We start from the raw sequence: 22,643 nt of genomic DNA on the forward strand, positions 1-22,643 counted from the left end.
GGTCGGTGTTCGGGTTTCGGATGCCGCGGGTCGGCGTCGGATCAGGCCGAGTAGATGTCGAAGTCGTCCATGAAGACGACGTTCTTCTCGCCGGCGCGGATCGGCTGGGCGAACCGGTTCTGCGGGGGCGGCAGCGGGCAGTTGTACTGCGCGGAGAATCCGCAGGGCGGGACGAACGCGCGGTTGAAGTCGAGCACGACGGATCCGGCGTCGCCGAAGCCCGCTTCGTCGTCGCGCTGCACGAACAGGAAGCGTCCGGAGCCGTACGTCTCGTCGCCGTTGGTCGGGTCGCCGAACACGAGCAGCAAGGTGCCGCCGTCGTCGAACGCGGCGAGGCGGTGCTCGGTGCCGTCGAGCGTGAAGGTGATGTCGCCGGGAACGACGAGCTCGCGCGTGCCGCCGTTGTCGCGGATGTGCTCGAACGGGACGGTGCGACCGGCATCCACCGGGGCGAACTGCGCCTCGATCACCCAGGCCGGGTCGTACTCGTACGCGTCGATGCGGTCGTAGGCGCGGATCGCTGGAGACTCGGCATCCCAGAACCGCAGGCCGTACTCGGGCTGGCCGGTGGAGATGTCGGTGCGCTGGATCGGCGTCACCGTGACGGATGCCGGGGCGGCGGCCTGCGCGGCAGCGAGGTCCGGGCGCTCGGGTCCGACCCAGCGCGTCTCGACGAGGGCGAGGTTTCCGGTGGGGCGGGCGACGGCGGCGTGGCGCTCGTTGCGCCAGCGGGCGTGGTCTTCTTCGGGTGCAGACATGACCATTCCAGGGTACGGGCGTGCGGGAATCGGCGCCGCGATGAGGCGTCACGAGTGGCAACACGCGCAGGCGCCCTCGCATTCCGCACGCGCAGGGTCTTCAGGTCGCAGATCCTGCTGTTCTCCGCGTTCGCAGCCTGCTCAGGTCGCGAAATCTGTCGCTTCGAGCGAGCGAAAGCGGCAGGAAGTGCGACCGGAGCTTCAGGTCGCAGTTCCCGCCGTTCTGCGCGTTCGCGGCCCGTTCCGGTCGCGAAATCTGCTGCTATGAGCGAGTCAGAGCGACAGAAAGTGCGACCCGAACGGGCGGTATCGCGCGTTCAGGGCTGGGGCAGAGAGGGGTCAGTCGATCAGTGCGCGGTCGCGACACCGATCGCGTCGTGCACGATGACCGCGGCGACCCGCGCACCGGCGCCCGCGGCGACGATGAGCTGCTGAGGGCCGGGGGCCGCGGCATCCCCCGCGGCGTACAGACCTGGCACATCCGTGCGGCCGGAGCGATCCGTGACGAGGTGGCCCGAGCCGTCGAGGGCGGGGGACAGCCCGTCGAGGAAGGCCAGGTTCGTGTCCCACTCCGGACGCACGAAACCGCCGTCGAGGTCCACGCGGGTGCCGTCGGCGAGGACGATCGCTTCGAGCTTCCCGCGCTCGCCGACGAGTTCTGCGATCGGATGCCGGGCCACAGCGATGCCCGCGGCCGCGAGCTCCGCCTCCTCGGCCGTCGAGACGACATCCGCGCCGTTCGTGAAGACGGTGAGCTGCGGGCTCCACCGGGCGATCAGTCGGGCGCGGTCGGCGAGATCCACTGATTCGCCGATCAGAGCGAGCGGGCGGTCGCGCAGATCCCACGCGTCGCAGGCCGCGCAGCTGAACAGGCTCATGCCGTAGAAGCCGCGCAGATTGGGGACGTCCGGCAGCGTCTCGCGCAGCCCGGTCGCGAGCAGCACGGTGCGGGCGGTGACCGTCGACGTCGCCTCGCGGCGGCCGATGCCGGCGACGAACACGTCACCCTCCCGCGACAGAGAGGCCACGACGACCCGCGAGCGGACCTCGACGTTCGGGTAGGCGGTGAGCTCCTCCCTCGCGAGACGGCGCAGCTCGTGCGGCGGGATGCCGTCGCGCGTGAGGAACCCGTGCGAGTTCAGCGTCGCCGCATTGCGCGGACGGTCGGCGTCGATTACGAGCACGCGCATGAGCGAGCGCCCGAGGTTCAGGGCCGCCGACAGCCCTGCCGGGCCGCCGCCGATCACCAGCACGTCATAGGAGGAGTCAGTCATGCCCGTCACCCTGCGGAGGAAGCGAGGCCACGACCGGGTGGTCGAAGTCGTAGACGCCGACCTTGGCGGCCCCGCCTGGGGAGCCGATCTCCTCGAAGAACTCGACGTTGGCCTTGTAGTAGTCGGCCCACTCCTCGGGGAGATCGTCCTCGTAATAGATCGCCTCGACGGGGCACACCGGCTCGCACGCCCCGCAGTCCACGCACTCGTCCGGGTGGATGTAGAGCGATCGCTCGCCCTCGTAGATGCAGTCCACGGGACACTCGTCGATGCAGGCACGATCCTTCACATCGACGCACGGCAGCGCGATGACGTAGGTCATGGGACCAGTGCTCCGTCGCGCGACACCGCCACCTGCTCCTCGCGCGGGACGACCTTGACGCGCTCGCGCGTGTGCTCATGCGTCTCACCGAGGTGCCGCTCGTGGGCGTCGAGGGCGAGCCAGCCGTCCCACGTCGTGTACTCGGTCGCGCGCTCGTCGAGGAGGTCGAGCACGTCGGGGGCGTCCGCCGCCGAGAGCAGCCCGGCCTCGGCATCCGCCACCAGGTGGGTGATCGTCTCGAGCGCATCCGACTTGGTGTGGCCGATGAGCCCGACGGGTCCGCGCTTGATCCAGCCGGTCGCGTACAGACCAGGCTGGTCGTCCACGCGCCCGCCGTCATTCGGGACGACGCCGCGGGCCGCATCGAACGGCGCACCGTTCACCTGCGTGCCGTAGTAGCCGACGGCGCGGTAGACCGCCTGGATCGGGTACTCGCGGATCTCGTCGGTGATGACGAGGCGGCCGTCGGCATCCGTCGTGGTGCGCGCGAAGCGGATGCTCTCGACCCGGCCGTCTCCCTCGATCGACACCGGCGCGTGCCAGAAGTGCAGGTGCAGGCGGCGCGAGGCGCTGCCCGTCGGGCGGTCGCGCCAGCCGTTGAGTGTGCGCAGCATGACCTTGAGCTGGTTGTTGGACGCCGATGCCGGGTCGACACCGTCGAAGTCCTCGTCGTGCAGCACGATGTCGACGTCGCGGACCTCGCCGAGCTCGCGGAGCTCGATCGGGGTGAACTTGATGTCAGCGGGCCCGCGGCGTCCGAAGACGTGCACGTCTGTGACAGCGGAGGATTCGAGCCCGGCCAGCACGTTGTCGGGGACCTCGGTCGAGCGCAGGTCGACGGCATGCTTGGCGAGCACGCGGGCGACGTCGAGAGCGACGTTGCCGTTGCCGATCACGGCGACCTCGCGGGCCTCGAGCGGCCAGGTGCGCGCGACATCCGGGTGGCCGTCGAACCACGCGACGAAGTCGGCGGCGCCGTACGAGCCGGGCAGATCGACGCCGGGGATGTCGAGGGCGGTGTCGCGGATCGCGCCGGTCGCGAGGATCACGGCGTGGTACCGCTCGCGCAGCTCGTCCAGGGCGATGTCGCGACCCACCTCGACGTTGCCGATGAAGCGGATGGTGCGACGCACGGCGGGCTCCGCGTCGCCCTCGGATGCCGCAGGGAACGCATCGAGCATCTCGTGCAGGGAGTTCACGATGCCCTTGATCCGCGGGTGGTCGGGCGCGACGCCGTAACGGATGAGGCCGTACGGCGCAGGCAGCGACTCGAACAGGTCGATCTCGACGCGCCCGCCGCGATCGCGGACCGCGTTCGCGAGGAGGTTGCCGGCGTAGATCCCGGCCGGCCCGGCGCCGACGATCGCGACGCGCAGGGCGAGAGGAGAGGAGGTCATGGCATGGCCTTTCGGGGGTGCCGCTCCGCGGAGCGTGCGAACGGGGTCAGATCACGTAGTCGAGGGTGCTGTCGATCGCCCGGCCGAGGCCGGTGTCGACGGCGAGTCCGGCATCCATCGCCTCGAACCAGCGGGCGCGGGGTGCCGGGGCGGGTTCGGATGCCGGGAGGGATGCCGCATGCGGGCTCAGCCGGACGACATCGCCGATCACCACGACCGCCGGCGAGCGGACCTGGCGCGTGGCCGCGAGGTGCGCGATCGTGCCGAGCGTGCCGATGGTCACGCGCTCGTTCGCGCCGTAGCCGTCCTCGATGATCGCGACGGGGCAGTGCTCGCCGCGCGCACCGGCGGCGAGCACGTGGGCCGAGTGCGCCAGCGTGTTCACGCCCATGAGCAGCACGACGGTGTGGTCGCCCTTCGACTGGCTCAGAGGCCCGCCGGGCTCGATCTGGTCGTGCGCGCTGACGATCGTGAACGACGTCGACACACCGCGGTGCGTCAGCGGGATTCCGGCGACGGCCGGGACCGAGACGGCGCTGGTGACGCCGGACACCACGTCCACCGTCACGCCCGCCTCCTCGCAGAACAGCTGCTCCTCGCGCCCGCGTCCGAACACGAACGGGTCGCCGCCCTTGAGGCGCACGACGCGCTTCCCGTCGGTGGCGAGCTGAACGAGCAGGGCGTTGATGCCGTCTTGGGGCACCTTGTGGTGGCCGGGGAGCTTGCCGACGTCGACGACCTCGGCGGCGAGGACGATGCCTTCGGCCGAGAGCTGGTCCAGCACGGAGCGGGCGCCGAGCCGGTCGGCGACGATGACGTCCGCCTCCTGGAGGGCGCGGAGTCCGCGCAGCGTCAGCAGCCCGGCATCCCCGGGGCCCGCGCCGACGAGCGTCACGTGACCGGTCATCGAGCACCTCCGGGAGCGAGCCCGCGGCTGCGCAGCAGGCGCCGCTCGATCGGGCCGAACAGGACGAGCTCGATGAGGATGCCGATCGCGAGGATCACCAGGATCGTGCCGAGCACGCCGGCGAGGTCCGCGAGCTCGCGGGACTGCTGCAGCATCGATCCGAGTCCGAACCCGATGGAACCGCCCACGGCGATGATCTCGGCAGCCATGAGCGAGCGCCACGAGAACGCCCAGCCCTGCTTGAGGCCCGCGAGGTAACCCGGAAGGGCCGCCGGAAGAACGACCGCGGTCGCGAGCTGCCAGCGGCTCGCGCCCAGCACGATGCCGGCGCGACGCAACTGCGGCGGCACCTGGTCGATGCCCGAGAGCAGGCCGTTGATGATCGACGGGATCGCGCCCATGAGGATCACGAAGTAGACGGTGGCGTCGCTCAGGCCGAACCAGATGACGGCGGCGGGGACCCAGGCGACCGAGGGCAGCACCTGCAGCCCCGAGATGAGCGGTCCGGCTGCGCGGCGCAGAGCCTTCCACTCCGCCATCAGCAACCCGATGGGCGTGCCGACGATGATCGCGATGAGGAAGCCGACCACACCCCGCTCGAGGCTCGTCGTGACGGCCTCCTGCAGGCGCCCGGACTCCCAGGCGTCGCCGAGCGCTGCGGCCACCTGCAGAGGGCCAGGCGAGATGTCGGGTCGCGGCTGGGCGATGACGACGTACAGCTGCCACGCGGCCAGCAGCACGACGAGCAGGACGACCGGCGGCAGCACCTTGCCGACAGCGGTGCGCCAGACGGACGAGCGCCGGTCCTCTTCGCTCTGCAGCCGGTCGAGCCCGGCGGAGAGCGTGTCGAGCTCGTCCGGCTTGGTCGCTGAGCCTGTCGAAGCGCGCTCGGTCGGAGAAGTTTCAAGCGGCATTGCGTCGGATCTCCTCGCGCAGCTCGGTGGTGATCTCGGCGGCCAGCGCCGAGACCTCCGGCGATTCGATGCGGCGCCCTGCGGTCCCGCCGAGCTTCCACTCCCTGGCGATCCGGCCGGGGCGGCTGGACAGCAGGATGACGCGCTGGCCGAGGCGCGCGGCCTCGCGGACGTTGTGCGTGACGAACACGATGGTGCGCCCGGTGGCGCGCCAGACGCGCTCCAGTTCCTCGTGCAGCAGGTCGCGGGTGATGGCGTCGAGCGCGGCGAACGGCTCGTCCATCAGCAGCACCGAGCGGTCCTGCGCGAGTGCGCGTGCCAGGGCGACGCGCTGCCGCATTCCGCCGGAGAGCTCATGCGGACGCTTGTCTCCGGCATCCGCCAGGTTCACCGTGCCGAGCAGGCGCAGCGCCTCCTCGCGGCGTTCGGCGCGAGGGACGCCGCGCAGGCGCAGCGCGAGCTCGACGTTGCGGCGGGCGGTCAGCCACGGCATCAGCGCGGACTCCTGGAACATCACGGCCGCACCCGTGCTGGGCACCGAGATCGCGCCCGAGGTCACCGGTTCGAGACCCGCGATCAGATTCAGCAGCGTCGATTTGCCGCATCCGGACGCCCCGAGCAGGCACACGAACTCGCCGGGGGCGATGTCGAGCGACACGTCGTCCAGGACGACGGGGCCCGTTCCGAAGCGCTTGGTGACGTGATCGATCCGGACGATCGGCTCGGCCGGAGCGGATGCCGGGGCGATCGGCGTCACGCCATCGAAGCTGGGCGCCAGCGAGGAGACGCCCACGTGCGCACGCGCGGTGTCGTCTGCGCGGGTCCGCCCCGCCGGCGCCGTCATCACTCGTCCCCGAGGCCGCCGGCGGAGACGGGCTCCTGGCCGTCCGCCTCGAGCAGCGCGTTCAGCGCGGTCAGGTCGAACAGCCCGTCGATCGAGCCGTCCTTCTGGGTTCCGGCGGCGAGCCCGTTCTCGACGAGCGTCGTGAACGTCTCGGCGTGCGGGTCGACCGTGAAGGTCACGTTCTCGAGTGCGCGCGTCAGCACCTCGTCGGAGAGCCCCTTGCCGGTGGCGTCGGTCAGCGCCGCGTTGATGACCTCGGGCGCCTCTGCGGCGTTCTCGTCGAGCCAGGCGACCGACGCGATGTGGCCTTCGAGGAGCTTCTCGACCACGTCGGGGTGCTCCTCGGCGAACTCGGCGCGGACCAGCAGCACGGTCGTCGGGAACGCGCCGTCCTCCCAGAGGTCGGCTTCGTCCACCAGCACGTGCGCCCCGGCATCCACGACCAGGCGGGAGACCCACGGCTCGGGCAGCCACGCGCCGTCGACCTCACCCTGCTGGAACAGCGTCAGCGTCTGGGCGTTCTCGGTCGGGGTGATCGTGACGTCGCCTCCCCCGGAGGTCGAGGTCTCGAAGCCCTCGTCCGCGAGCCAGCTGCGCAGCGCGACGTCCTGCGTGTTGCCCAGCTGAGGGCTCGCGATGTTCGTGCCCTCGAGGTCGGCGACGTCATCGATCCCGTCGCGGACGACGAGCGCCGCACCGCCGGAAGTCGCACCGGCGATGATGTGCGCCGACTGGCCACCGGACTGGATGAACGTGTTGATCGAGGGGTTCGGACCGATGTAGGTGGCGTCGATCGCACCGGCGGACAGGGCCTCGATCGCGGCGGGACCGGCGTTGAAGATCTCTGTCTTGAGGTCGATGTCCTCGCCGAGCGCGTCGGTGAACAGGCCCTCTTCCACACCGACCAGCGCCGGCGCGTGGGTGACGTTGGCGAAGTAGCCCAGGCGGACCTCGTCGACCGGCTCGGACGTGGCGTCCGCCCCAGGAGCGGCGGAGGCGCAACCGGCCAGCATCATGGCGCCGAGTCCTAGTGCGGTGAGAGCAGTGGTCTTACGGGTGATCTTCACGGTTTCGCCTCCTTAGACGGTGATGGGTGGTGCAGGTTCAGTCGACGACGGTGGCGGCGGCGAGCGTCGCCCCGTCGACAGGGTGGATGAGCAGCAGCGACCCGGCGGCGCGGTTCACCGCGTACGGCTCGAGCGGCAGGTCGGCGGCGAAGCGCAGGCGCACGCGGCCGATCTCGTTCACGGCGAGGCGCTCGGCATCCTCGTGCTCGAGGGTCTCGAGGTCGCGGCGGTCGAGGACCTCGACGACCAGCGCCTGCACGGTCGACGTGCCGTGCTTGACGAGCACCTTGGCACCGGGCGCGGTGTCGCGCGTGTCGAGCTGGAACACCTCGACGACGGCCTCGCGACGGGACTGCGGGGCGGTGCCCGCTGCTGCGATGACGGCGCCGCGGGCGGCATCCACCTCGTCGGCGAGGGTCACCGAGATCGACTGCGCTGCCGTAGCCGTCTCGGCTTCGCGGCCCGCGACCCGGATGCCGGTGATGACCGTCTCGTGCCCGCCGGGGAGCACCTCGACGCGGTCTCCGACTCGGACTGCGCCGGACGACACGCGTCCGGCGAATCCGCGGTAGTCGCGGTAGCGCTCGGCATCCTCCGCGGGGATGCGCGGATCGAGGCCGCCCTGCGGACGGAGCACGAGCTGCACGGGGAGGCGGAACGCGGCATCCGCCGACTCCGTCTCCTCCTGCGTCGGCAGGGTCTCCAGCAGCTCGATCAGTGTGGGACCGGTGTACCAGGGCGTCTGCGGTGACCGGTCGACGACGTTGTCGCCCTCCAGCGCCGACACCGGCAGCACGTGGATGCCGGACAACCCGAGCTGCTCGGCGACCCGCTCCGCCTCGAGCTCGATCTCGACGAAGCGGTCCTCGTCGTAGTCGGTGAGGTCGATCTTGTTGACCGCGATGATCACGTGCGCCACCCGCAGCAGCGAGACGACGGCGAGGTGGCGGCGGGTCTGCTCGACCACGCCCTTGCGCGCGTCGACGAGCACGATCACGGCGTCGGCGGTGGCGGAGCCGGTGACCATGTTGCGCGTGTACTGCACGTGACCGGGGCAGTCCGCCAGGACGAAGCTGCGCTGATCCGTGGCGAAGTAGCGGTACGCGACATCGATCGTGATGCCCTGCTCGCGCTCGGCTCGAAGGCCGTCTGTCAGCAGCGCGAAGTCGAACTCGCCGTGCGCGAAGCCGCGGGCGCGGGAGGTCGAGGCGACCTGCTCGAGCTGATCGGCGAGGATCGCCTTGGCGTCGTGCAGCAGCCGGCCCACCAGGGTCGACTTGCCGTCGTCGACGGAGCCGGCTGTCGCGAACCGGAACAGCGTCTGCTCCTGCAGAAGTGTCGTCATCAGAAGTACCCGTCCTTCTTGCGGTCCTCCATGGCGGCCTCGCTGATGCGATCGTCCGCACGGGTGGCGCCGCGCTCGGTGAGCGTCGATCGCGCGACCTCGGCGACGACGGATGCCGTGTCGACGGCATCCGATTCGACGGCGCCGGTGCAGCTCATGTCGCCGACCGTCCGGTACCGGACGACGCGGCGCTCGATCTCCTCGCCCTTCAACGGCTGCGCGAACTCGCCGACCGCCCACCACATGCCGTCGCGGCGGAAGACCTCGCGCTCGGACGCGTAGTACAGCGGCGGGAGGGCGATGTTCTCGCGCTCGATGTAGCGCCAGACGTCGAGCTCGGTCCAGTTGGAGATCGGGAAGGCGCGCACGTGCTGACCGGGAAGATGACGGCCGTTGTAGAGGCTCCACAGCTCGGGGCGCTGGTTGCGCGGGTCCCACTGGCCGAACTCGTCGCGCAGCGAGATGATGCGCTCCTTGGCGCGGGCCTTGTCCTCGTCGCGGCGCGCGCCGCCGAACACGGCGTCGTGCTTGCCCGCGGTGATCGCGTCCAGCAGCGGCTGGGTCTGCAGCGTGTTGCGCGTGCCGTCCGGGCGCTCGATGAGCCGGCCGTCGTCGATGTAGTCCTGCACGCTCGCGACCTCGAGGGTCAGGCCGAGGCGGGCGACGGTCTCGTCGCGGAACGCGATGACCTCGGGGAAGTTGTGGCCGGTGTCGACGTGCAGCACCGGGAACGGCACGCGCCCTGGCGCGAACGCCTTGGTCGCGAGGTGCAGCACGAGCACAGAGTCCTTGCCGCCGGAGAACAGCAGCACGGGGCGCTCGAACTCCGCGACGACCTCGCGGATGATGTGGATGGCCTCGGCCTCGAGCTGGTCGAGCGCGGTGAGGCTCGTCGCGGGGGCGGTCGTGTCGATCGTCATACGTGGAGCCCGCATTCTGTCTTCGCCTGCCCGGCCCAGCGGCCGGAGCGGGGGTCTTCGCCCGGTGCGACCTGCTTGGTGCAGGGCTCGCAGCCGATCGAGGGGTAGCCGAAGTTCACCAGCAGGTTCACCGGAGCCTTGTGCTCAGCGGCGTACTCCAGGACCTCGTCGAAGCTCCACGCGGCGACCGGGTTCACCTTGACGAGGCCGTTGCGCTCGTCCCAGGTGACCAGCGGCGTGTTCGTGCGAGTGGGCGCCTCGTCGCGGCGCACGCCCGTGAACCACAGCTCGTAGCCGCCGAGCGCGTCCTGCAGCGGGGCGACCTTGCGGCGGGCGCAGCACAGCGCGGCATCGCGTTCGAACAGTTTGGCGCCGAACTCGGCATCCTGTTCGGCCACCGTCTGGTCCGGCGTGACGTCGACGATCCGCACGTCCAGGGCCCGTTCGACCTCGTCGCGCGTCGCGTAGGTCTCGGTGAAGTGGTAGCCGGTGTCCAGGAACAGCACATCGACGCCCGGCAACTGCTCTGCCACCAGGTGCGGCAGCGCGGCATCCGCCATGGAGCAGGCGACGGCCGCGGCATCCGCTCCGAAGTTGCGGGCGACCCAGGCGACGACCTCGGCGGCGGACGCTTCGTGGTCGGTCAGGCTGCCGAGTTCGATGTTGCCCTGTTCGGCGAGAGCGGCGAGTTCTTCGCGGGTGCGCTTGGTCCGGATGCGGGGGGCGAGGCTGACGGTCACTGCAGTGCCTCCTCTTCGGCGCGATGGGCCCACTGCGCGAAGCTCTCGCCGGCGGCGCGGTCGGCCAGGTAGCGGCGGATGACGCGCTCGGCGTAGTCGGCGATGCCGTCGGCGGCGACCTTGAGTCCGCGGACGGTGCGGCCGAGACCGGCCTCTGCGCGGTCGACGCCGGCGAGTCCGCCGCCCAGGTGCACCTGGTAGCCCGGGACCTGCTCGCCGTCGATCGAGACGAGCTGGCCCTTCAGGCCGATGTCGGCCGTCTGGATGCGGGCGCAGGAGTTCGGGCATCCGTTCACGTGCAGCGTGATCGGGCGGCCGATCTCCGGCTCGAGGGCGCCGAGACGCTCTTCGAGCTGCTCGATGGCCGTGGCGGCGTTCGCCTTGGTCTCGACGATCGCGAGCTTGCAGTACTCGATGCCGGTGCATGCGATGGTGCCGCGGCGGAACAGACTCGGCCGTGCGGACAGGCCGATCGCGTCGAGGCCGGTGACGAGGCCGTCGACCTCACTCTCCGGGATGTCGAGTACGAGCAGCTTCTGGTACGGCGTGGTGCGCACGCGCTGCGAGCCGTGCACCTCGGCGAGGTCTGCGAGGGCCGTGAGGGTGCTGCCCGAGACGCGGCCGACGAGCGGGGCCGCGCCGACGTAGAACCGGCCGTCCTTCTGCTCGTGGATGCCGACATGATCGCCGATCGTGGTCGGGGTGGGAGCGGCAGGGCCGTCGGGAAGCGGGCTGTCGAGGTACTCGGTCTCGAGCACCTCGCGGAACTTCTCGGTGCCCCAGTCCGCGAGCAGGAACTTCAGGCGCGCCTTGTTGCGCAGGCGGCGGTAGCCGTAGTCGCGGAAGATCTGCGTGATGCCGTGCCACACCTCGGCGACCCGGTCGGGAGCGACGAAGGTGCCGAGGCGCTCGCCCAGGCGGGGGACGACCGATAGCGCGCCGCCGACCCAGAGGTCGTAGCCGATGCCGAGTTCCGGATGCTCGACCGCGACGAAGGCGCAGTCGTTGATCTCGTGCACGACGTCCTGGCTCGGGTGACCGGTGATCGCGGTCTTGTACTTGCGCGGCAGGTTCGCGAGCGTCGGGTCGCCGATGAAGCGCTCCGCGATCTCCTGGATCTGCGGGGTCGGGTCGATGAGCTCGTCCGCGGCGATGCCGGCGACGGGGGAGCCGAGGATCACGCGGGGCACGTCGCCGCAGGCCTCGGTCGTGCTGAGCCCGACGGCCTCCAGGCGGCGCCAGATCTCGGGGACGTCCTCGACGCGGATCCAATGCAGCTGGATGTTCTGGCGGTCGGTGAGGTCGGCGCTGTCGCGGGCGAACTCGGTGGAGATCTCGCCGATCACGCGCAGCTGGTGCGTGGTGAGCTGGCCGCCGTCGATGCGGACGCGCAGCATGAAGTACTCGTCCTCGAGTTCATGCGGCTCGAGCTGGGCGGTGCGACCGCCGTCGATTCCCGGCTTGCGCTGCGTGTACAGCCCCCACCAGCGGAAGCGGCCGTGCAGGTCGGTCGGGTCGATGCTCGCGAACCCGCCGACCGAGTACTCGTTCTCGATGCGCTCGCGGACGTTGAGTCCGTTGTCCGCCAGCTTGAACTCCTCGTTGCCGTTGAGGGGTTCCGTTCCATCGACGAGCCACTGACCGTGCGGCTTGGTGGGCGTCCTGGTCGTGCGCGTACGTGCACCGCGGATCGGCGTCTGCTGTGGCGTGGTCATGAGGTGGCTCTCTGCGCTGCTGGCACTGCTCGTCGGAGATGGCGTTGCACAACTCTGGCGTTAACCCCGGATGACGTCACCGCAGGGCGACACATGACGTCAGCCGACGAAACATGACGACATAGAAGGCGTGCGCGCAGGGTCATGCGGTCTAATACCCGCCGCACCTCGACCCCTCGGTAAAACTTGAGTGAACTCGTATCAACTTTGTTTGACAGCATCCGAGGGTCGATGTACAGTTGAGTCATCGCGACTCAGGTTTGCTGATCGCTGCAGACTCCCCGACCGAAACTCACAAGGAGAAACACATGGCACGTGCTGTTGGAATCGACCTCGGTACGACGAACTCCGTCGTCAGCGTCCTCGAAGGTGGCGAGCCGAAGGTCATCGCCAACGCCGAGGGCTTCCGTACGACCCCCTCGGTCGTCGCGTTCACGAAGGACGGCGAGGTGCTCGTCGGCGAGACCGCCAAGCGCCAGGCCGTCACGAACGTCGACCGCACCGTCGCCTCCGTCAAGCGCCACGTCGGCACCGACTGGTCCTTCGACGTCGACGGCAAGAAGTGGACGCCGCAGGAGATCTCCGCGCGCATCCTCCAGAAGCTCAAGCGCGACGCCGAGTCGTACCTGGGCGACACCGTGACGGATGCCGTCATCACCGTCCCCGCGTACTTCAACGACGCCGAGCGCCAGGCCACCAAGGAGGCCGGCGAGATCTCGGGCCTCAACGTCCTGCGCATCATCAACGAGCCCACCGCCGCCGCTCTCGCGTACGGCCTCGACAAGGGCAAGGAGGACGAGCTCATCCTCGTCTTCGACCTCGGTGGCGGAACGTTCGACGTCTCCCTCCTCGAGGTGGGCAAGGACGACGACTTCTCCACGATCCAGGTGCGCTCGACCTCGGGTGACAACCGTCTCGGCGGCGACGACTGGGACCAGCGCCTCGTCGACCACCTGATCAAGCAGTTCAAGGAGACCTCGGGCGTCGACGTCTCGGGCGACAAGATCGCCCTGCAGCGCCTCAAGGAGGCCGCTGAGCAGGCGAAGAAGGAGCTCTCCAGCTCGTCGAGCACCAGCATCAACCTGCCGTACCTCTCGCTGACCGAGTCCGGCCCGGTGTCGCTGTCCGAGACGATCACCCGCGCGAAGTTCGAGGACCTCACCAAGGATCTCCTCGACCGCACCAAGAAGCCCTTCGAGGACGTCATCCGCGAAGCCGGCATCAAGGTCGCCGACATCGACCACATCGTGCTGGTCGGCGGCTCCACCCGCATGCCGGCCGTCGCCGAGCTCGTCAAGCGCGAGACCGGCAAGGAGGCGAACAAGGGCGTGAACCCGGACGAGGTCGTCGCCGTCGGCGCCGCCCTCCAGGCCGGTGTCCTCAAGGGCGAGCGCAAGGACGTTCTGCTCATCGACGTCACCCCGCTGTCGCTCGGCATCGAGACCAAGGGCGGCCGCATGACCAAGCTCATCGACCGCAACACCGCGATCCCGACCAAGCGCAGCGAGACCTTCACCACGGCCGACGACAACCAGCCGTCCGTCGCGATCCAGGTCTTCCAGGGCGAGCGCGAGTTCACCCGCGACAACAAGCCGCTCGGCACGTTCGAGCTGACCGGCATCGCGCCGGCTCCCCGCGGCATCCCGCAGATCGAGGTCACGTTCGACATCGACGCGAACGGCATCGTGCACGTGTCCGCCAAGGACAAGGGCACGGGCAAGGAGCAGTCGATGACGATCACCGGCGGCTCGTCGCTGTCGAAGGACGACATCGAGCGCATGGTGCGCGAGGCGGAGGAGAACGCCGCGGAGGACAAGCGCCGCGCCGAGGCTCTCGAGCAGCGCAACCAGGCCGAGACCCTCGCGTACTCGATCGAGAAGCTCATCAAGGACAACGAGGACAAGCTCCCCGCTGACGTGAAGGACTCGGTCCAGGCCGACGTCGACGCTCTGAAGACGGCTCTGGCCGGCGAGGACGACGACGCCGTCAAGGCCGCGTTCGACAAGCTGAACGAGTCGCAGGGCAAGCTCGGCGAGGCGATCTACGCGCAGAGCCAGGCGGATGCCGCGGCCGGCGCAGCGCCCGAGGGCGAAGCCCCCGCCGGTGACGCCTCCGCCGAGGAGGACGTCATCGACGCCGAGGTCATCGACGAGGACGAAGAGAAGAAGTAACCATGACGGACAAGAACTTCGACGACAACGACGAGGTTCGGCCTGAGGGCGAGGGGTCGGATGCTGCGGCATCCGGCCCCGCGCCGCAGGAGAACCCGGATTCCGCAGAGGCCCAGGCGGCTGAGGGGTCCGACGAGTCTCCCGCGGACGACCTGACGGTCGACGACATCCTGGGCACCGCGCAGACCGGCGAGGCCGCGGCCGAGGACGCCGTGCTGGCGGACCTGGAGTCCGCGCTGCTGGACGACCTCAAGCGGCTGCAGGCCGAATACGCCAACTACCGTCGGCGCACCGAAGAGCAGCGCCAGGTCGAGATCGATCGCGCCAAGGGTGAGGCGGCCAAGGGCCTCATCCCCGTGCTCGATGACCTCGACCGCGCCCAGCAGCACGGCGACCTGGTCGACGGCACACCGTTCGCCGTGATCGCTGAGAAGGTGCGCGCGGTCGTGGAGCGTCTGGGCGTCGTCTCCTACGGCGAGAAGGGCGAGGAGTTCGACCCGCAGCACCACGAGGCGATCTTCCAGCAGCCGACGCCAGGAGCGGAGAAGACCACCGTCCTCGAGGTCGTCGAGGTGGGTTACCGCCTGGGCGATGTCGAGCTGCGTCCGGCGAAGGTCGTCGTCGCCGTGCCCGCAGAGTAGGAGTCAGATGGCAAGCCAGGACTGGTTCGACAAGGACTTCTACAAGACGCTCGGCGTCTCGAAGGACGTCAGCGATGCGGATCTGAAGAAGACCTATCGCAAGCTCGCCCGCAAGTACCATCCGGACTCCAACCCGGGAGATGCCGCGGCCGAGTCGACGTTCAAGGAGATCAGCGAGGCGTACTCGGTGCTCTCCGACGCCGAGCAGCGCAAGGAGTACGACGAGATCCGCGCCATGGGCTCCGGCGCTCGCTTCACCGCGTCAGGCGCGGGCGCAGGAGGCTTCGAGGACGTCTTCAGCCGGTTCGGGCAGCGCGGGCAGTCGTCCGCCGACTTCGAGGACATCTTCGCGATGTTCAACCAGGGCGGTCAGGGCGGCACGTTCGGCTCCGGTCGGTTCGGTCAGCCGTCTGGCGGCTTCCGGGGCTACGGCGGACCCCAGCGCGGAGCCGACGTCACGGCGCGGACGACTCTCGATTTCGTCACGGCGGCGCAGGGCGAGACCATCACGCTGCAGGGCGAGGACGGCAAGCCGTTCAAGGTGAAGATCCCGGCAGGCGTCGCGGACGGTCAGAAGATCCGTCTGCGCGGCCGAGGTCGGCATTCGCCGGACGGCGGCGAGAACGGCGACATCGTCGTGAGCATCACGGTGCGTCCGCACCCGGTGTTCACGCGCGACGGGCTGAACCTCCGTCTCACGGTGCCGGTGACGTTCACCGAGGCGGCGCTCGGCGCGACAATCGAGGTGCCGACGCTCGGCGGCGAGACGGTCAAGCTCCGTGTCGCCCCCGGGACGCCCTCGGGGCGCGTCCTGCGCGTCAAGGGACGCGGCATCAAGAGCAGCAAGGGCACCGGCGACCTGCTGGCCGAGCTGCAGGTGGCGGTCCCCTCGCACCTCGACGACGACGCTCGTGCGGCGCTCGAGGCGTTCGCGGCGGCCGAGCCGAAGGAGAACCCGCGCGCGGACCTGATGGCCAAGGCGCGCGGCTGACGCACCCTTCGCTCGCTCAACGAGCGAGACCCCACCCCTCGCTCGTTGAGCGAGCGAAGCGAGTCGAAACGCAGCAACCGATGAGAAACACCAGGAGGTGATGGCGATGGTCCCCGACGATGACGATGCTCCGGTGCTGACGATCGCCGTCGCCGCCGAACTCGCGGGCATGCACCCGCAGACGCTGCGGCAGTACGACCGGATCGGACTCGTGATCCCCGGTCGTACTCGCGGCGGCTCGCGCCGGTATTCGGCGCGCAACGTGCAGCAACTGCGCGAGGTCGCCCGCCTGTCCGGCGAGGGCATGAGCCTGCCGGCGATCTCGCGTCTGCTGCACTTGGAGGACGAGGTGCGGATGCTGCGCCGACGCGTCCTCGATCTCGAAGGCGCCCTGCGCGCCGAGCGCGAGAACCGCCCAGGAGTGCGCGTGTTCGCCGCCGGAGCGAGCGGAGTGATCCCCATGGCGTCGGGCCGCCGCATCCGCCGATCGACCGAGGTCGTCCTGTGGCGGCCGGGTGATCGCCGCACCGAGGACTGAGCCGAATCGAGCGCCTGCCTGCTGTGGAGACGGCGATGCACGCGCTGCGGGATCAGCACGAGCAGACGGTCGCCCGGTAGAGGGCGTGCGGACAGGTCGTCGCGGTAAGGTGGCGACACCATGAGGATGACGCGTCGCACGCTGCTGATCGGCGCCGGGGTCGGCGCGATGAGTGTGCTGCTCGCGTCCTGCACGCCCGAACCGACGCCGTCGCCCACGCCGACCCGTACGCCGACCCAGCCGCCGCCGACGTTCGACGGGCCGGCGCCGACGGAGTCGATGCGCAGCACCTGGACGACCGATCCCTTCTCGCGCGGCGGCGCGAGCTTCACACCGGTCGGCGCGCAGCCGAGCCTGCGCCAGGCTCTCGCCGAGCCGATCGAGCAGCGCGTGTTCTTCGCCGGCGAGGCGACCGATGCCGACGAACCCGGCACCATGCGCGGCGCCATCCGATCGGGCGAGCGCGCGGCGATCGATCTGCGCACGCGCGCGGCCGCCGGCGAACGCATCGCCGTCGTCGGTGCGGGGCTCGCGGGTGTTGTCGCGGCCGGGCGCCTCGCCGAGGACGGTGCCGTCGTCACGGTCTTCGAAGCGCGCGACCGGATCGGCGGCCGCATCGATTCGCGGGTCGATGAGGCCTGGCCGCTTCCCGTGCAGCTCGGCGGATGGATGCTGGGAGTCGACGACACCGATCTGCGCGAGCGGTTCGCCGCCATCGACACGCGGCTGCTCGATCTGCAAGGCGCCGATTGGCGCTCGTCGGGCGGCCCCGTCGACCCTGTCGGCGACGACGTCCTGACCGGCGCGATCGAGACAGCCCAGACGCAGCCGGCTGACGTGTCGGTCGCCGAGGCGCTGACCGAGGCCGGTGCGGATCCCGCGGAGCCGACGCTGGCCGCTCTCCTCGCGGCGGTCACCGCGGCATCCGGAGGCGACGCCGACGTCCTGTCGTCCTGGTTCCCACCCGCGTTCCCCGCGGAGAGCTATGCGGCTGTGTCGGCCGATCTGACCTCCTTCCTGGAATCGTTGCTGCAAGGGCTCGAGGTGAGCCTGTCGTCGCCGGTGTCCCGCGTCGCGTACGACGACACCGGCGTCAGCCTGCGGCTGGGGACCGGGGAGTCGCTGTCGTTCGATCGCGTCGTGCTGACCGTTCCGCTCGGCGTTCTGCAGCACGGCGGCATCGAGTTCTCGCCCGCGCTGCCGTTCGCGCATCGCGGCGCGATCGCCGATCTCGGCGTCGGCGCGATCGAGACGATCTGGCTGCGGTTCGATGAGGCCTTCTGGGACACCGAGGCGGCCCTGTGGCACGTCGTCGACGGGGATGCGGTGATCCGCACGTGGTTCAACCTCGAGCCGACGACGGGCGAGGCCGTCCTCGTCGGCGTGGTCGGCGGTGCCGCCGCCGAGGCCTTCGCCGAGCTGGGCGATCAGGATGCGGTCGTCGCCGCTCTCGCGTCGCTCGCGCCCTTCATCCCCGCCGATTCGTAGCCCCGCTTCGCCGCTCGCCGTCGGGCGAGCGGCGCCCAGGGGCTCGGCATCCGGCTCACGCCGACGACGGCTGCCGCGACCAGCGCGAACATCGCCAGAGCGAGTGCGCACGTCACCACGAACTCCGGCGGTCCTGAAACCTGCCGTGGATCGAGGAAGTAGTACGGATACCAGCCGATCGACGGCCCGCGCCACAGCGTCACCAGGCCCCACAGGATCGGAAAAGCGAGGGATGCCGGAACCACCCGCCACGTGACCCGGCGATGCCCGGGGGTCAGGCCCCACGCGAGTGCGGTGCAGGCGGGGAGCCAGAAGTGCAGCAGCTGGTCGGACCACGGCACGTCGATGCGGATGCCGCGCAGGCCCGCCTGCCAGACGATCAGCGCGAAGGCGATACCGGCGGTGATGGTCCAGGTGAGGACGAGGGCGAGGGCGATCGTGAACCATCGCGGGTCGTTCGCGCGTCGGAACGCCAGGACGCCGCCGATCGCGAGGAGGACGACGAGGGCGCAGTTCGACTGCACGGTGAGGTACGCGAAGAAGTTGTCGCCCGCGACCGTGTTCGAGCTCAGACCCCAGAAGAGCCGGTGGGTCAGAGCGGCCAGGCAGACGGCGGCGGTGAGCAGGCGCAGAGCGCCGAAGATGATCCGCCAACGCACGTTCGCTCCGCCTCCTCTCTCGCGCGGCCTCATCCGGCGAGTCTACGGAGCGCAGGTGTGAGTGCTCAGACCGTCATCGCCAGGCCCGGTCACTGCTTCTCCATGGCGTCGCCGCAGGGCGCGCCGGCGTCGAGAAACCAGACTTCGGGCGAGAAACCATCCGCGGCGTGGTTTCTCGCGCGCCGAGTGGTTTCTCGGCAGCGGACCCCGTCAGGGATGCCGCGGCAGGAGCCCCTCGACCAGGGCGTCGACGATGGCATCCGTGGAGGTTTCCGGATCGATCGAGGACGTGAGCCTGTCGAGCAGGAGGCCGTCGATCGCGTAGTGGAACAGGGCGATCTCGCGGGCGCCGCCTGGCAGGCGCGCCGCTTCGTTGAAGGCGACGTCGGCGGCGAATCCGGTGCGCAGCCATGACGAGACGGTGTCTGCGAGTTCGGGGCGTCGTGCCGATTCCAGCCGCAGCTCGAACAGCGCGAGGGTCACCTCGCGCTCCGTCGAAAGGCGTCGCACGATGTCGCGCAGGTACTCGGCGAACAGCTCGCGACTCGGCTCCTGCGCGGCGCGGCGTTCGAGGTCCTCGGGCGTCGGAGCGAGCCGCGCACCGATCCGTTCGAACAGCCCGGTGATCAGCGCCTCGCGGGTGCGGAAGTAGTTCGACGCCGTCCCGATCGGCACTCCGGCGCGCTCGTCGATCGCGCGGTGCGTCAGCCCGCGGGAACCAACGCTGGACAGGACGGCGATGCCGGCATCCGCCAGCGCATTACGACGTGCCTCGTTCTTCGCCATGATCTGAGACTAGCGCAACCACTGCACCTGTTGTAGTCTCGAACCACTTCACCTGTCGTGATTGGAGTTCTCATGCGCGAATTGACCTACTACGTCGCCGTCACCCTCGACGGCTTCATCGCCGGGCCGGACGGGGAGTTCGACTTCTTCCTCGCGGAGGGCGATCACCGGGACGTCATCAACGCCCGGTTCAACCAGACCATCCCCACGCAGATCAACGAGGCGCTCGGCATCCCCATCGACGGCGACCTGTTCGACACCGTGCTGATGGGATGGAACACCTACGCGGTCGGGCTGCCGGCCATGCCGAGCCCGTACCGCCACCTGCGGCAGGTCGTCTTCACGAGTCGCGCGGCCGAGCCGGTCGAGGGCGTCGAGTTCATCGACGCCGACCCGGTCGCGACGGTGCGCGCGCTCAAGGCCGATGACGGCAAGGGCATCTGGCTGTGCGGTGGGGGAGCGCTCGCCGCCGCACTGGCTGACGAGATCGACCGGCTCGTGCTGAAGATCAACCCCGTGCTGATCGGCGACGGCATCCCGCTGTTCGGAGGCCGCGGGTACGCACCGCAGGCGCTCGTGCGCACGGCGACGACGGCGTTCGAATCCGGCGTGGTGCTCGCCGAGTACGCGCGCGTCTGACCGACCCGGACACGCCAGCGGGGCGGGAGGGCCGAAGCCCTCCCGCCCCGCTTTGCGCGTGCAGATTACTCGCGCGCGAACGCCGCCTGCGCCTCGAGCTCGAGATCGAGGTACTGCTCCTCGCTGACGTCGATGCCGACGCCGAGCAGCTTCCCGTTCGTGAACGGGAACGGGTTCGTGTACTGCTCGCTGACCGCATCCGCGCTGTCGAAGCCGATGCACAGCCCGTCGCCGCACAGCGTGAACTTGCCGATCTGCGCGCGCATCGGGCCCTCGGCGACGACCTGGTCGTCGACGTAGAGCTTCGCGGTGCCGATCGACTCGCCGTGCTCTCCGGCGCTCTCGCGGATGAACTCCACGCCCAGTGCGTGCGGCCCCTCCGTCAGGACGTCGGACGTGAACGTCTGCTCCGGCGGGATGCCGAGGAAGTTGTACACGTAGGTGAGCCGGCCGTCCTTGATGAACAGCGTGTGCCCGCCGAAGCGTGAGCCGTGCGCGAAGATGACGCCCTCGGTACCGTCCTCGACCACGACGTCGCCGATGATCTTGAACGACCGACCGCGGACGTTCACCGCCACCGACTCCGGCACCGCCGTCGTGCCCGGGTAATAGATGTAGCGGTTCCGCGGCGGCTCGGCCTGCGGGCGTTCGATGGTCAGCTGCTCACGAGCAGGGCGGTCATCCAGCGGGTAGACGAAGTTGTCCTTCGCCTCGATCTCGAACGCCTCGATGAGCTCGGCAAGCTTCTCGGGATGCTCGGCCGCGAGGTTCTTCGACTCCGACCGGTCGACATCGACGTGGTAGAGCTCCCACACGTCCTCGTCGAAGCGGCCGTGACCCGTCAGCGGTGCGTGGATCGTGGACGCCTTCCAGCCGTCCTTCCAGATGCCGCGCGTGCCGAGCATCGAGTAGTACTGCACGTGCTTCTCGGTAGGGCCATCGGGCGCGGCGTCGAAAGACGACTTCATCGAAACGCCGGGCAGCGGGCGCTGCTCGACTCCCCGGAACACATCGGGGAACTCGATGCCGATGACGTCGAGGATCGTCGAGACGACGTCGACGGAGTGATGGTACTGGTGGCGGATCTCGCCCTTGGCCTTGATGCCCGCCGGCCAGTGGATGATCATCGGGTCGCACGTGCCGCCGGAGAACTGCGAGTAGCGCTTGAACATCTTGAAGGGGGTCGAGAACGCCGCCGCCCACCCCGTCGGGTAGTGGTTGTACGTTCCCTGACCGCCCAGCTCGTCGATCTTGGCCAGGTTCTCCTTCAGGTCGTCGGGGAAGCCGTTGAAGAACTTGTTCTCGTTGACCGAGCCGTCGGGGCTGCCCTCACCGGAGGCGCCGTTGTCGGCGCAGTAGAAGATGAGCGTGTTGTCGAGCTGGCCCGATTCCTCGAGGTAGTCGATGACCCGCCCGATCTCGACATCCGTGTACTCGCTGTACGCGGCGAAGACCTCGGCCATGCGGCTGAACAGACGCTTCTCATCGTCCGACAGCGACTCCCACGGCTTGACGTAGTCGGCGGCGTTCGCCTGGTCGTCCGGCAGGAAGTTGAGTTCGGTGAGATCCGTGTCCGCGGGCAGGATGCCGCGTTCGGTCATGCGCTCGAGCACCCACGTGCGGTAGGCGTCGTATCCGTCGTCGAACAGACCCTTGTACTTCGCGATGTACTCGTCCGGGGCCTGGTGCGGGGCGTGGTTCGCACCGGGGCAGTACCACGTGAACCACGGCTTCGAGGGGTTCGAGGACTTCTGATCGCGGATCATGCGGATGGCCTGATCGGCGAGATCCTTGGAGAGGTGGTAGCCCTCGTCCGGCGTGTACGGCGCCTCGATGAACCGGTTGTCCTCGACGAGATCGGGGAACCACTGGTTCGTCTCGCCGCCGAGGTAGCCGTAGAAGCGATCGAAGCCCATCGCGAGGGGCCACTGGGACTTGCTGCCGCCCGAGGAGATGTCCTCCTCGGGGACGTTGTGGTTCTTGCCGACCCAGAACGTGGAGTAGCCGTTGTCCTGCAGGACCTGGCCGATGGTCGCGCACTCCGCCGGGATGCGTCCGGAATAGCCGGGGAACCCGTTCGTCCCTTCCATGATGACGCCCATGCCGTTGGCGTGGTGGTTGCGTCCGGTGAGGAACGTCGACCGCGTCGACGAGCAGATCGACGTCGTGTGCCATTGCGTGTATGTGAGTCCGTTCTCGGCCAAGCGGTCGAGCGTGGGCATGTTGATGCGTCCGCCGTACGGCGACCACGACGCCATGCCGGTGTCGTCGTACAGGATCACCAGGATGTTTGGTGCGCCCTCCGGCGCCTTCGGAAGCTCGTACGGACTCCAGTCGGGGACCGAGTCCCGAATGTCGACCGCGATCTTGCCGCTGAATTCCTTGGCCATGACTCTCCTCCAGTCGGGAGCGCGGATGCCTCCGCACGCGTACGCCTTGAACGCTACTCGGGACGCTCTGACCGGGCCAGAGGTTCACCCGGAACAGGCTAGGAACAAATCGGATCGACGCCGCCGCCGCGCCGCAC

General features: G+C 69.5%; 21 protein-coding genes. 6 read left to right on the forward strand and 15 right to left on the reverse strand.

Annotated elements, in window-relative coordinates; translation table 11 throughout:
- Positions 1-41: 41 nt before the first annotated feature.
- The 12 genes from M2317_RS09040 to M2317_RS09095 form a co-directional block, all read right to left on the reverse strand.
- Positions 42-758 (reverse strand): DUF1684 domain-containing protein, encoded by a 717-nt coding sequence (locus tag M2317_RS09040; protein WP_429459348.1) that lies wholly within the window; start codon positions 756-758, stop codon positions 42-44.
- 347 nt (positions 759-1,105) lie between these two features.
- Positions 1,106-2,032: an NAD(P)/FAD-dependent oxidoreductase gene (locus tag M2317_RS09045; protein ID WP_429459350.1), complete on the reverse strand. Its 927-nt coding sequence runs from the start codon at positions 2,030-2,032 to the stop codon at positions 1,106-1,108.
- The gene (gene fdxA, locus M2317_RS09050) at positions 2,025-2,354 is read right to left on the reverse strand and encodes a ferredoxin (protein WP_429459353.1); all 330 of its coding nucleotides are present in this window, start codon (positions 2,352-2,354) and stop codon (positions 2,025-2,027) included. Before fdxA ends, M2317_RS09045 begins: the two co-directional genes overlap by 8 nt.
- Positions 2,351-3,751, reverse strand: a complete 1,401-nt coding sequence (locus M2317_RS09055; protein ID WP_429459354.1) for an FAD-dependent oxidoreductase — start codon at positions 3,749-3,751, stop codon at positions 2,351-2,353. The genes fdxA and M2317_RS09055 overlap by 4 nt, the downstream gene beginning before the upstream one ends.
- 46 nt (positions 3,752-3,797) lie before the next feature.
- A complete protein-coding gene (gene cobA, locus M2317_RS09060; RefSeq protein WP_429459356.1) occupies positions 3,798-4,658 on the reverse strand; it encodes a uroporphyrinogen-III C-methyltransferase in 861 nt (286 codons plus the stop codon).
- A complete protein-coding gene (locus tag M2317_RS09065; RefSeq protein WP_429459358.1) occupies positions 4,655-5,572 on the reverse strand; it encodes an ABC transporter permease in 918 nt (305 codons plus the stop codon). The genes cobA and M2317_RS09065 overlap by 4 nt, the downstream gene beginning before the upstream one ends.
- On the reverse strand, positions 5,562-6,416 hold the full coding sequence (locus M2317_RS09070) for an ABC transporter ATP-binding protein (RefSeq protein ID WP_429459360.1): 855 nt from the start codon (positions 6,414-6,416) through the stop codon (positions 5,562-5,564). The genes M2317_RS09065 and M2317_RS09070 overlap by 11 nt, the downstream gene beginning before the upstream one ends.
- Complete coding sequence (locus M2317_RS09075; protein ID WP_429459573.1) at positions 6,416-7,432, reverse strand: ABC transporter substrate-binding protein; 1,017 nt, start codon at positions 7,430-7,432, stop codon at positions 6,416-6,418. The genes M2317_RS09070 and M2317_RS09075 overlap by 1 nt, the downstream gene beginning before the upstream one ends.
- Positions 7,433-7,520: 88 nt before the next feature.
- A complete protein-coding gene (locus M2317_RS09080; RefSeq protein WP_429459361.1) occupies positions 7,521-8,828 on the reverse strand; it encodes a sulfate adenylyltransferase subunit 1 in 1,308 nt (435 codons plus the stop codon).
- Positions 8,828-9,748 carry a sulfate adenylyltransferase subunit CysD gene (gene cysD / locus M2317_RS09085; RefSeq protein ID WP_429459363.1) on the reverse strand — a complete coding sequence of 307 codons (921 nt, stop codon included), beginning with the start codon at positions 9,746-9,748 and terminating at the stop codon, positions 8,828-8,830. The genes M2317_RS09080 and cysD overlap by 1 nt, the downstream gene beginning before the upstream one ends.
- Positions 9,745-10,488, reverse strand: a complete 744-nt coding sequence (locus tag M2317_RS09090) for a phosphoadenylyl-sulfate reductase (protein ID WP_429459365.1) — start codon at positions 10,486-10,488, stop codon at positions 9,745-9,747. The genes cysD and M2317_RS09090 overlap by 4 nt, the downstream gene beginning before the upstream one ends.
- Positions 10,485-12,203 carry a nitrite/sulfite reductase gene (locus tag M2317_RS09095; RefSeq protein ID WP_429459367.1) on the reverse strand — a complete coding sequence of 573 codons (1,719 nt, stop codon included), beginning with the start codon at positions 12,201-12,203 and terminating at the stop codon, positions 10,485-10,487. The genes M2317_RS09090 and M2317_RS09095 overlap by 4 nt, the downstream gene beginning before the upstream one ends.
- A 308-nt stretch (positions 12,204-12,511) precedes the next feature.
- On the opposite strand from M2317_RS09095, the gene dnaK reads away from it, so the two are divergent.
- The 5 genes from dnaK to M2317_RS09120 all read left to right on the forward strand — a co-directional run bounded on the left by dnaK (position 12,512) and on the right by M2317_RS09120 (position 18,032).
- A complete protein-coding gene (gene dnaK / locus M2317_RS09100; protein WP_429459369.1) occupies positions 12,512-14,374 on the forward strand; it encodes a molecular chaperone DnaK in 1,863 nt (620 codons plus the stop codon).
- Positions 14,375-14,376: 2 nt separating this feature from the next.
- Positions 14,377-15,015 (forward strand): nucleotide exchange factor GrpE, encoded by a 639-nt coding sequence (locus tag M2317_RS09105; RefSeq protein WP_429459372.1) that lies wholly within the window; start codon positions 14,377-14,379, stop codon positions 15,013-15,015.
- 7 nt (positions 15,016-15,022) lie between these two features.
- On the forward strand, positions 15,023-16,006 hold the full coding sequence (locus tag M2317_RS09110; protein WP_429459374.1) for a DnaJ C-terminal domain-containing protein: 984 nt from the start codon (positions 15,023-15,025) through the stop codon (positions 16,004-16,006).
- Positions 16,007-16,106: 100 nt separating this feature from the next.
- On the forward strand, positions 16,107-16,544 hold the full coding sequence (locus tag M2317_RS09115; RefSeq protein ID WP_429459376.1) for a heat shock protein transcriptional repressor HspR: 438 nt from the start codon (positions 16,107-16,109) through the stop codon (positions 16,542-16,544).
- A 120-nt stretch (positions 16,545-16,664) separates the two neighbouring features.
- On the forward strand, positions 16,665-18,032 hold the full coding sequence (locus M2317_RS09120; RefSeq protein ID WP_429459377.1) for an FAD-dependent oxidoreductase: 1,368 nt from the start codon (positions 16,665-16,667) through the stop codon (positions 18,030-18,032).
- On the opposite strand, the gene M2317_RS09125 is transcribed toward M2317_RS09120, so the two are convergent.
- Both M2317_RS09125 and M2317_RS09130 read right to left on the reverse strand, forming a co-directional pair.
- Positions 17,972-18,724 (reverse strand): Pr6Pr family membrane protein, encoded by a 753-nt coding sequence (locus M2317_RS09125; protein ID WP_429459379.1) that lies wholly within the window; start codon positions 18,722-18,724, stop codon positions 17,972-17,974. The genes M2317_RS09120 and M2317_RS09125 overlap by 61 nt on opposite strands.
- Positions 18,725-18,901: 177 nt before the next feature.
- The gene (locus M2317_RS09130; RefSeq protein WP_429459382.1) at positions 18,902-19,477 is read right to left on the reverse strand and encodes a TetR/AcrR family transcriptional regulator; all 576 of its coding nucleotides are present in this window, start codon (positions 19,475-19,477) and stop codon (positions 18,902-18,904) included.
- Positions 19,478-19,549: 72 nt separating this feature from the next.
- Between M2317_RS09130 and M2317_RS09135 the strand changes: the two genes are divergently transcribed.
- Positions 19,550-20,116, forward strand: a complete 567-nt coding sequence (locus M2317_RS09135) for a dihydrofolate reductase family protein (protein WP_429459384.1) — start codon at positions 19,550-19,552, stop codon at positions 20,114-20,116.
- Between the two features lie 65 nt (positions 20,117-20,181).
- On the opposite strand, the gene M2317_RS09140 is transcribed toward M2317_RS09135, so the two are convergent.
- Positions 20,182-22,506: an arylsulfatase gene (locus M2317_RS09140; RefSeq protein ID WP_429459386.1), complete on the reverse strand. Its 2,325-nt coding sequence runs from the start codon at positions 22,504-22,506 to the stop codon at positions 20,182-20,184.
- Positions 22,507-22,643 lie beyond the last annotated feature (137 nt).

This window comes from Microbacterium sp. ZKA21, from assembly GCF_050434165.1.
GTDB lineage: Bacteria > Actinomycetota > Actinomycetes > Actinomycetales > Microbacteriaceae > Microbacterium.

Coding starts and splice junctions, on each gene's coding strand:
- M2317_RS09040 (WP_429459348.1), bottom strand. CDS start 758: ATGTCTGCACCCGAAGAAGACCACGCCCGCTGGCGCAACGAGCGCCAC.
- M2317_RS09045 (WP_429459350.1), bottom strand. CDS start 2,032: ATGACTGACTCCTCCTATGACGTGCTGGTGATCGGCGGCGGCCCGGCA.
- fdxA (WP_429459353.1), bottom strand. CDS start 2,354: ATGACCTACGTCATCGCGCTGCCGTGCGTCGATGTGAAGGATCGTGCC.
- M2317_RS09055 (WP_429459354.1), bottom strand. CDS start 3,751: ATGACCTCCTCTCCTCTCGCCCTGCGCGTCGCGATCGTCGGCGCCGGG.
- cobA (WP_429459356.1), bottom strand. CDS start 4,658: ATGACCGGTCACGTGACGCTCGTCGGCGCGGGCCCCGGGGATGCCGGG.
- M2317_RS09065 (WP_429459358.1), bottom strand. CDS start 5,572: ATGCCGCTTGAAACTTCTCCGACCGAGCGCGCTTCGACAGGCTCAGCG.
- M2317_RS09070 (WP_429459360.1), bottom strand. CDS start 6,416: ATGACGGCGCCGGCGGGGCGGACCCGCGCAGACGACACCGCGCGTGCG.
- M2317_RS09075 (WP_429459573.1), bottom strand. CDS start 7,432: ATGATGCTGGCCGGTTGCGCCTCCGCCGCTCCTGGGGCGGACGCCACG.
- M2317_RS09080 (WP_429459361.1), bottom strand. CDS start 8,828: ATGACGACACTTCTGCAGGAGCAGACGCTGTTCCGGTTCGCGACAGCC.
- cysD (WP_429459363.1), bottom strand. CDS start 9,748: ATGACGATCGACACGACCGCCCCCGCGACGAGCCTCACCGCGCTCGAC.
- M2317_RS09095 (WP_429459367.1), bottom strand. CDS start 12,203: ATGACCACGCCACAGCAGACGCCGATCCGCGGTGCACGTACGCGCACG.
- dnaK (WP_429459369.1), top strand. CDS start 12,512: ATGGCACGTGCTGTTGGAATCGACCTCGGTACGACGAACTCCGTCGTC.
- M2317_RS09105 (WP_429459372.1), top strand. CDS start 14,377: ATGACGGACAAGAACTTCGACGACAACGACGAGGTTCGGCCTGAGGGC.
- M2317_RS09110 (WP_429459374.1), top strand. CDS start 15,023: ATGGCAAGCCAGGACTGGTTCGACAAGGACTTCTACAAGACGCTCGGC.
- M2317_RS09115 (WP_429459376.1), top strand. CDS start 16,107: ATGGCGATGGTCCCCGACGATGACGATGCTCCGGTGCTGACGATCGCC.
- M2317_RS09120 (WP_429459377.1), top strand. CDS start 16,665: ATGAGGATGACGCGTCGCACGCTGCTGATCGGCGCCGGGGTCGGCGCG.
- M2317_RS09125 (WP_429459379.1), bottom strand. CDS start 18,724: ATGAGGCCGCGCGAGAGAGGAGGCGGAGCGAACGTGCGTTGGCGGATC.
- M2317_RS09130 (WP_429459382.1), bottom strand. CDS start 19,477: ATGGCGAAGAACGAGGCACGTCGTAATGCGCTGGCGGATGCCGGCATC.
- M2317_RS09135 (WP_429459384.1), top strand. CDS start 19,550: ATGCGCGAATTGACCTACTACGTCGCCGTCACCCTCGACGGCTTCATC.
- M2317_RS09140 (WP_429459386.1), bottom strand. CDS start 22,506: ATGGCCAAGGAATTCAGCGGCAAGATCGCGGTCGACATTCGGGACTCG.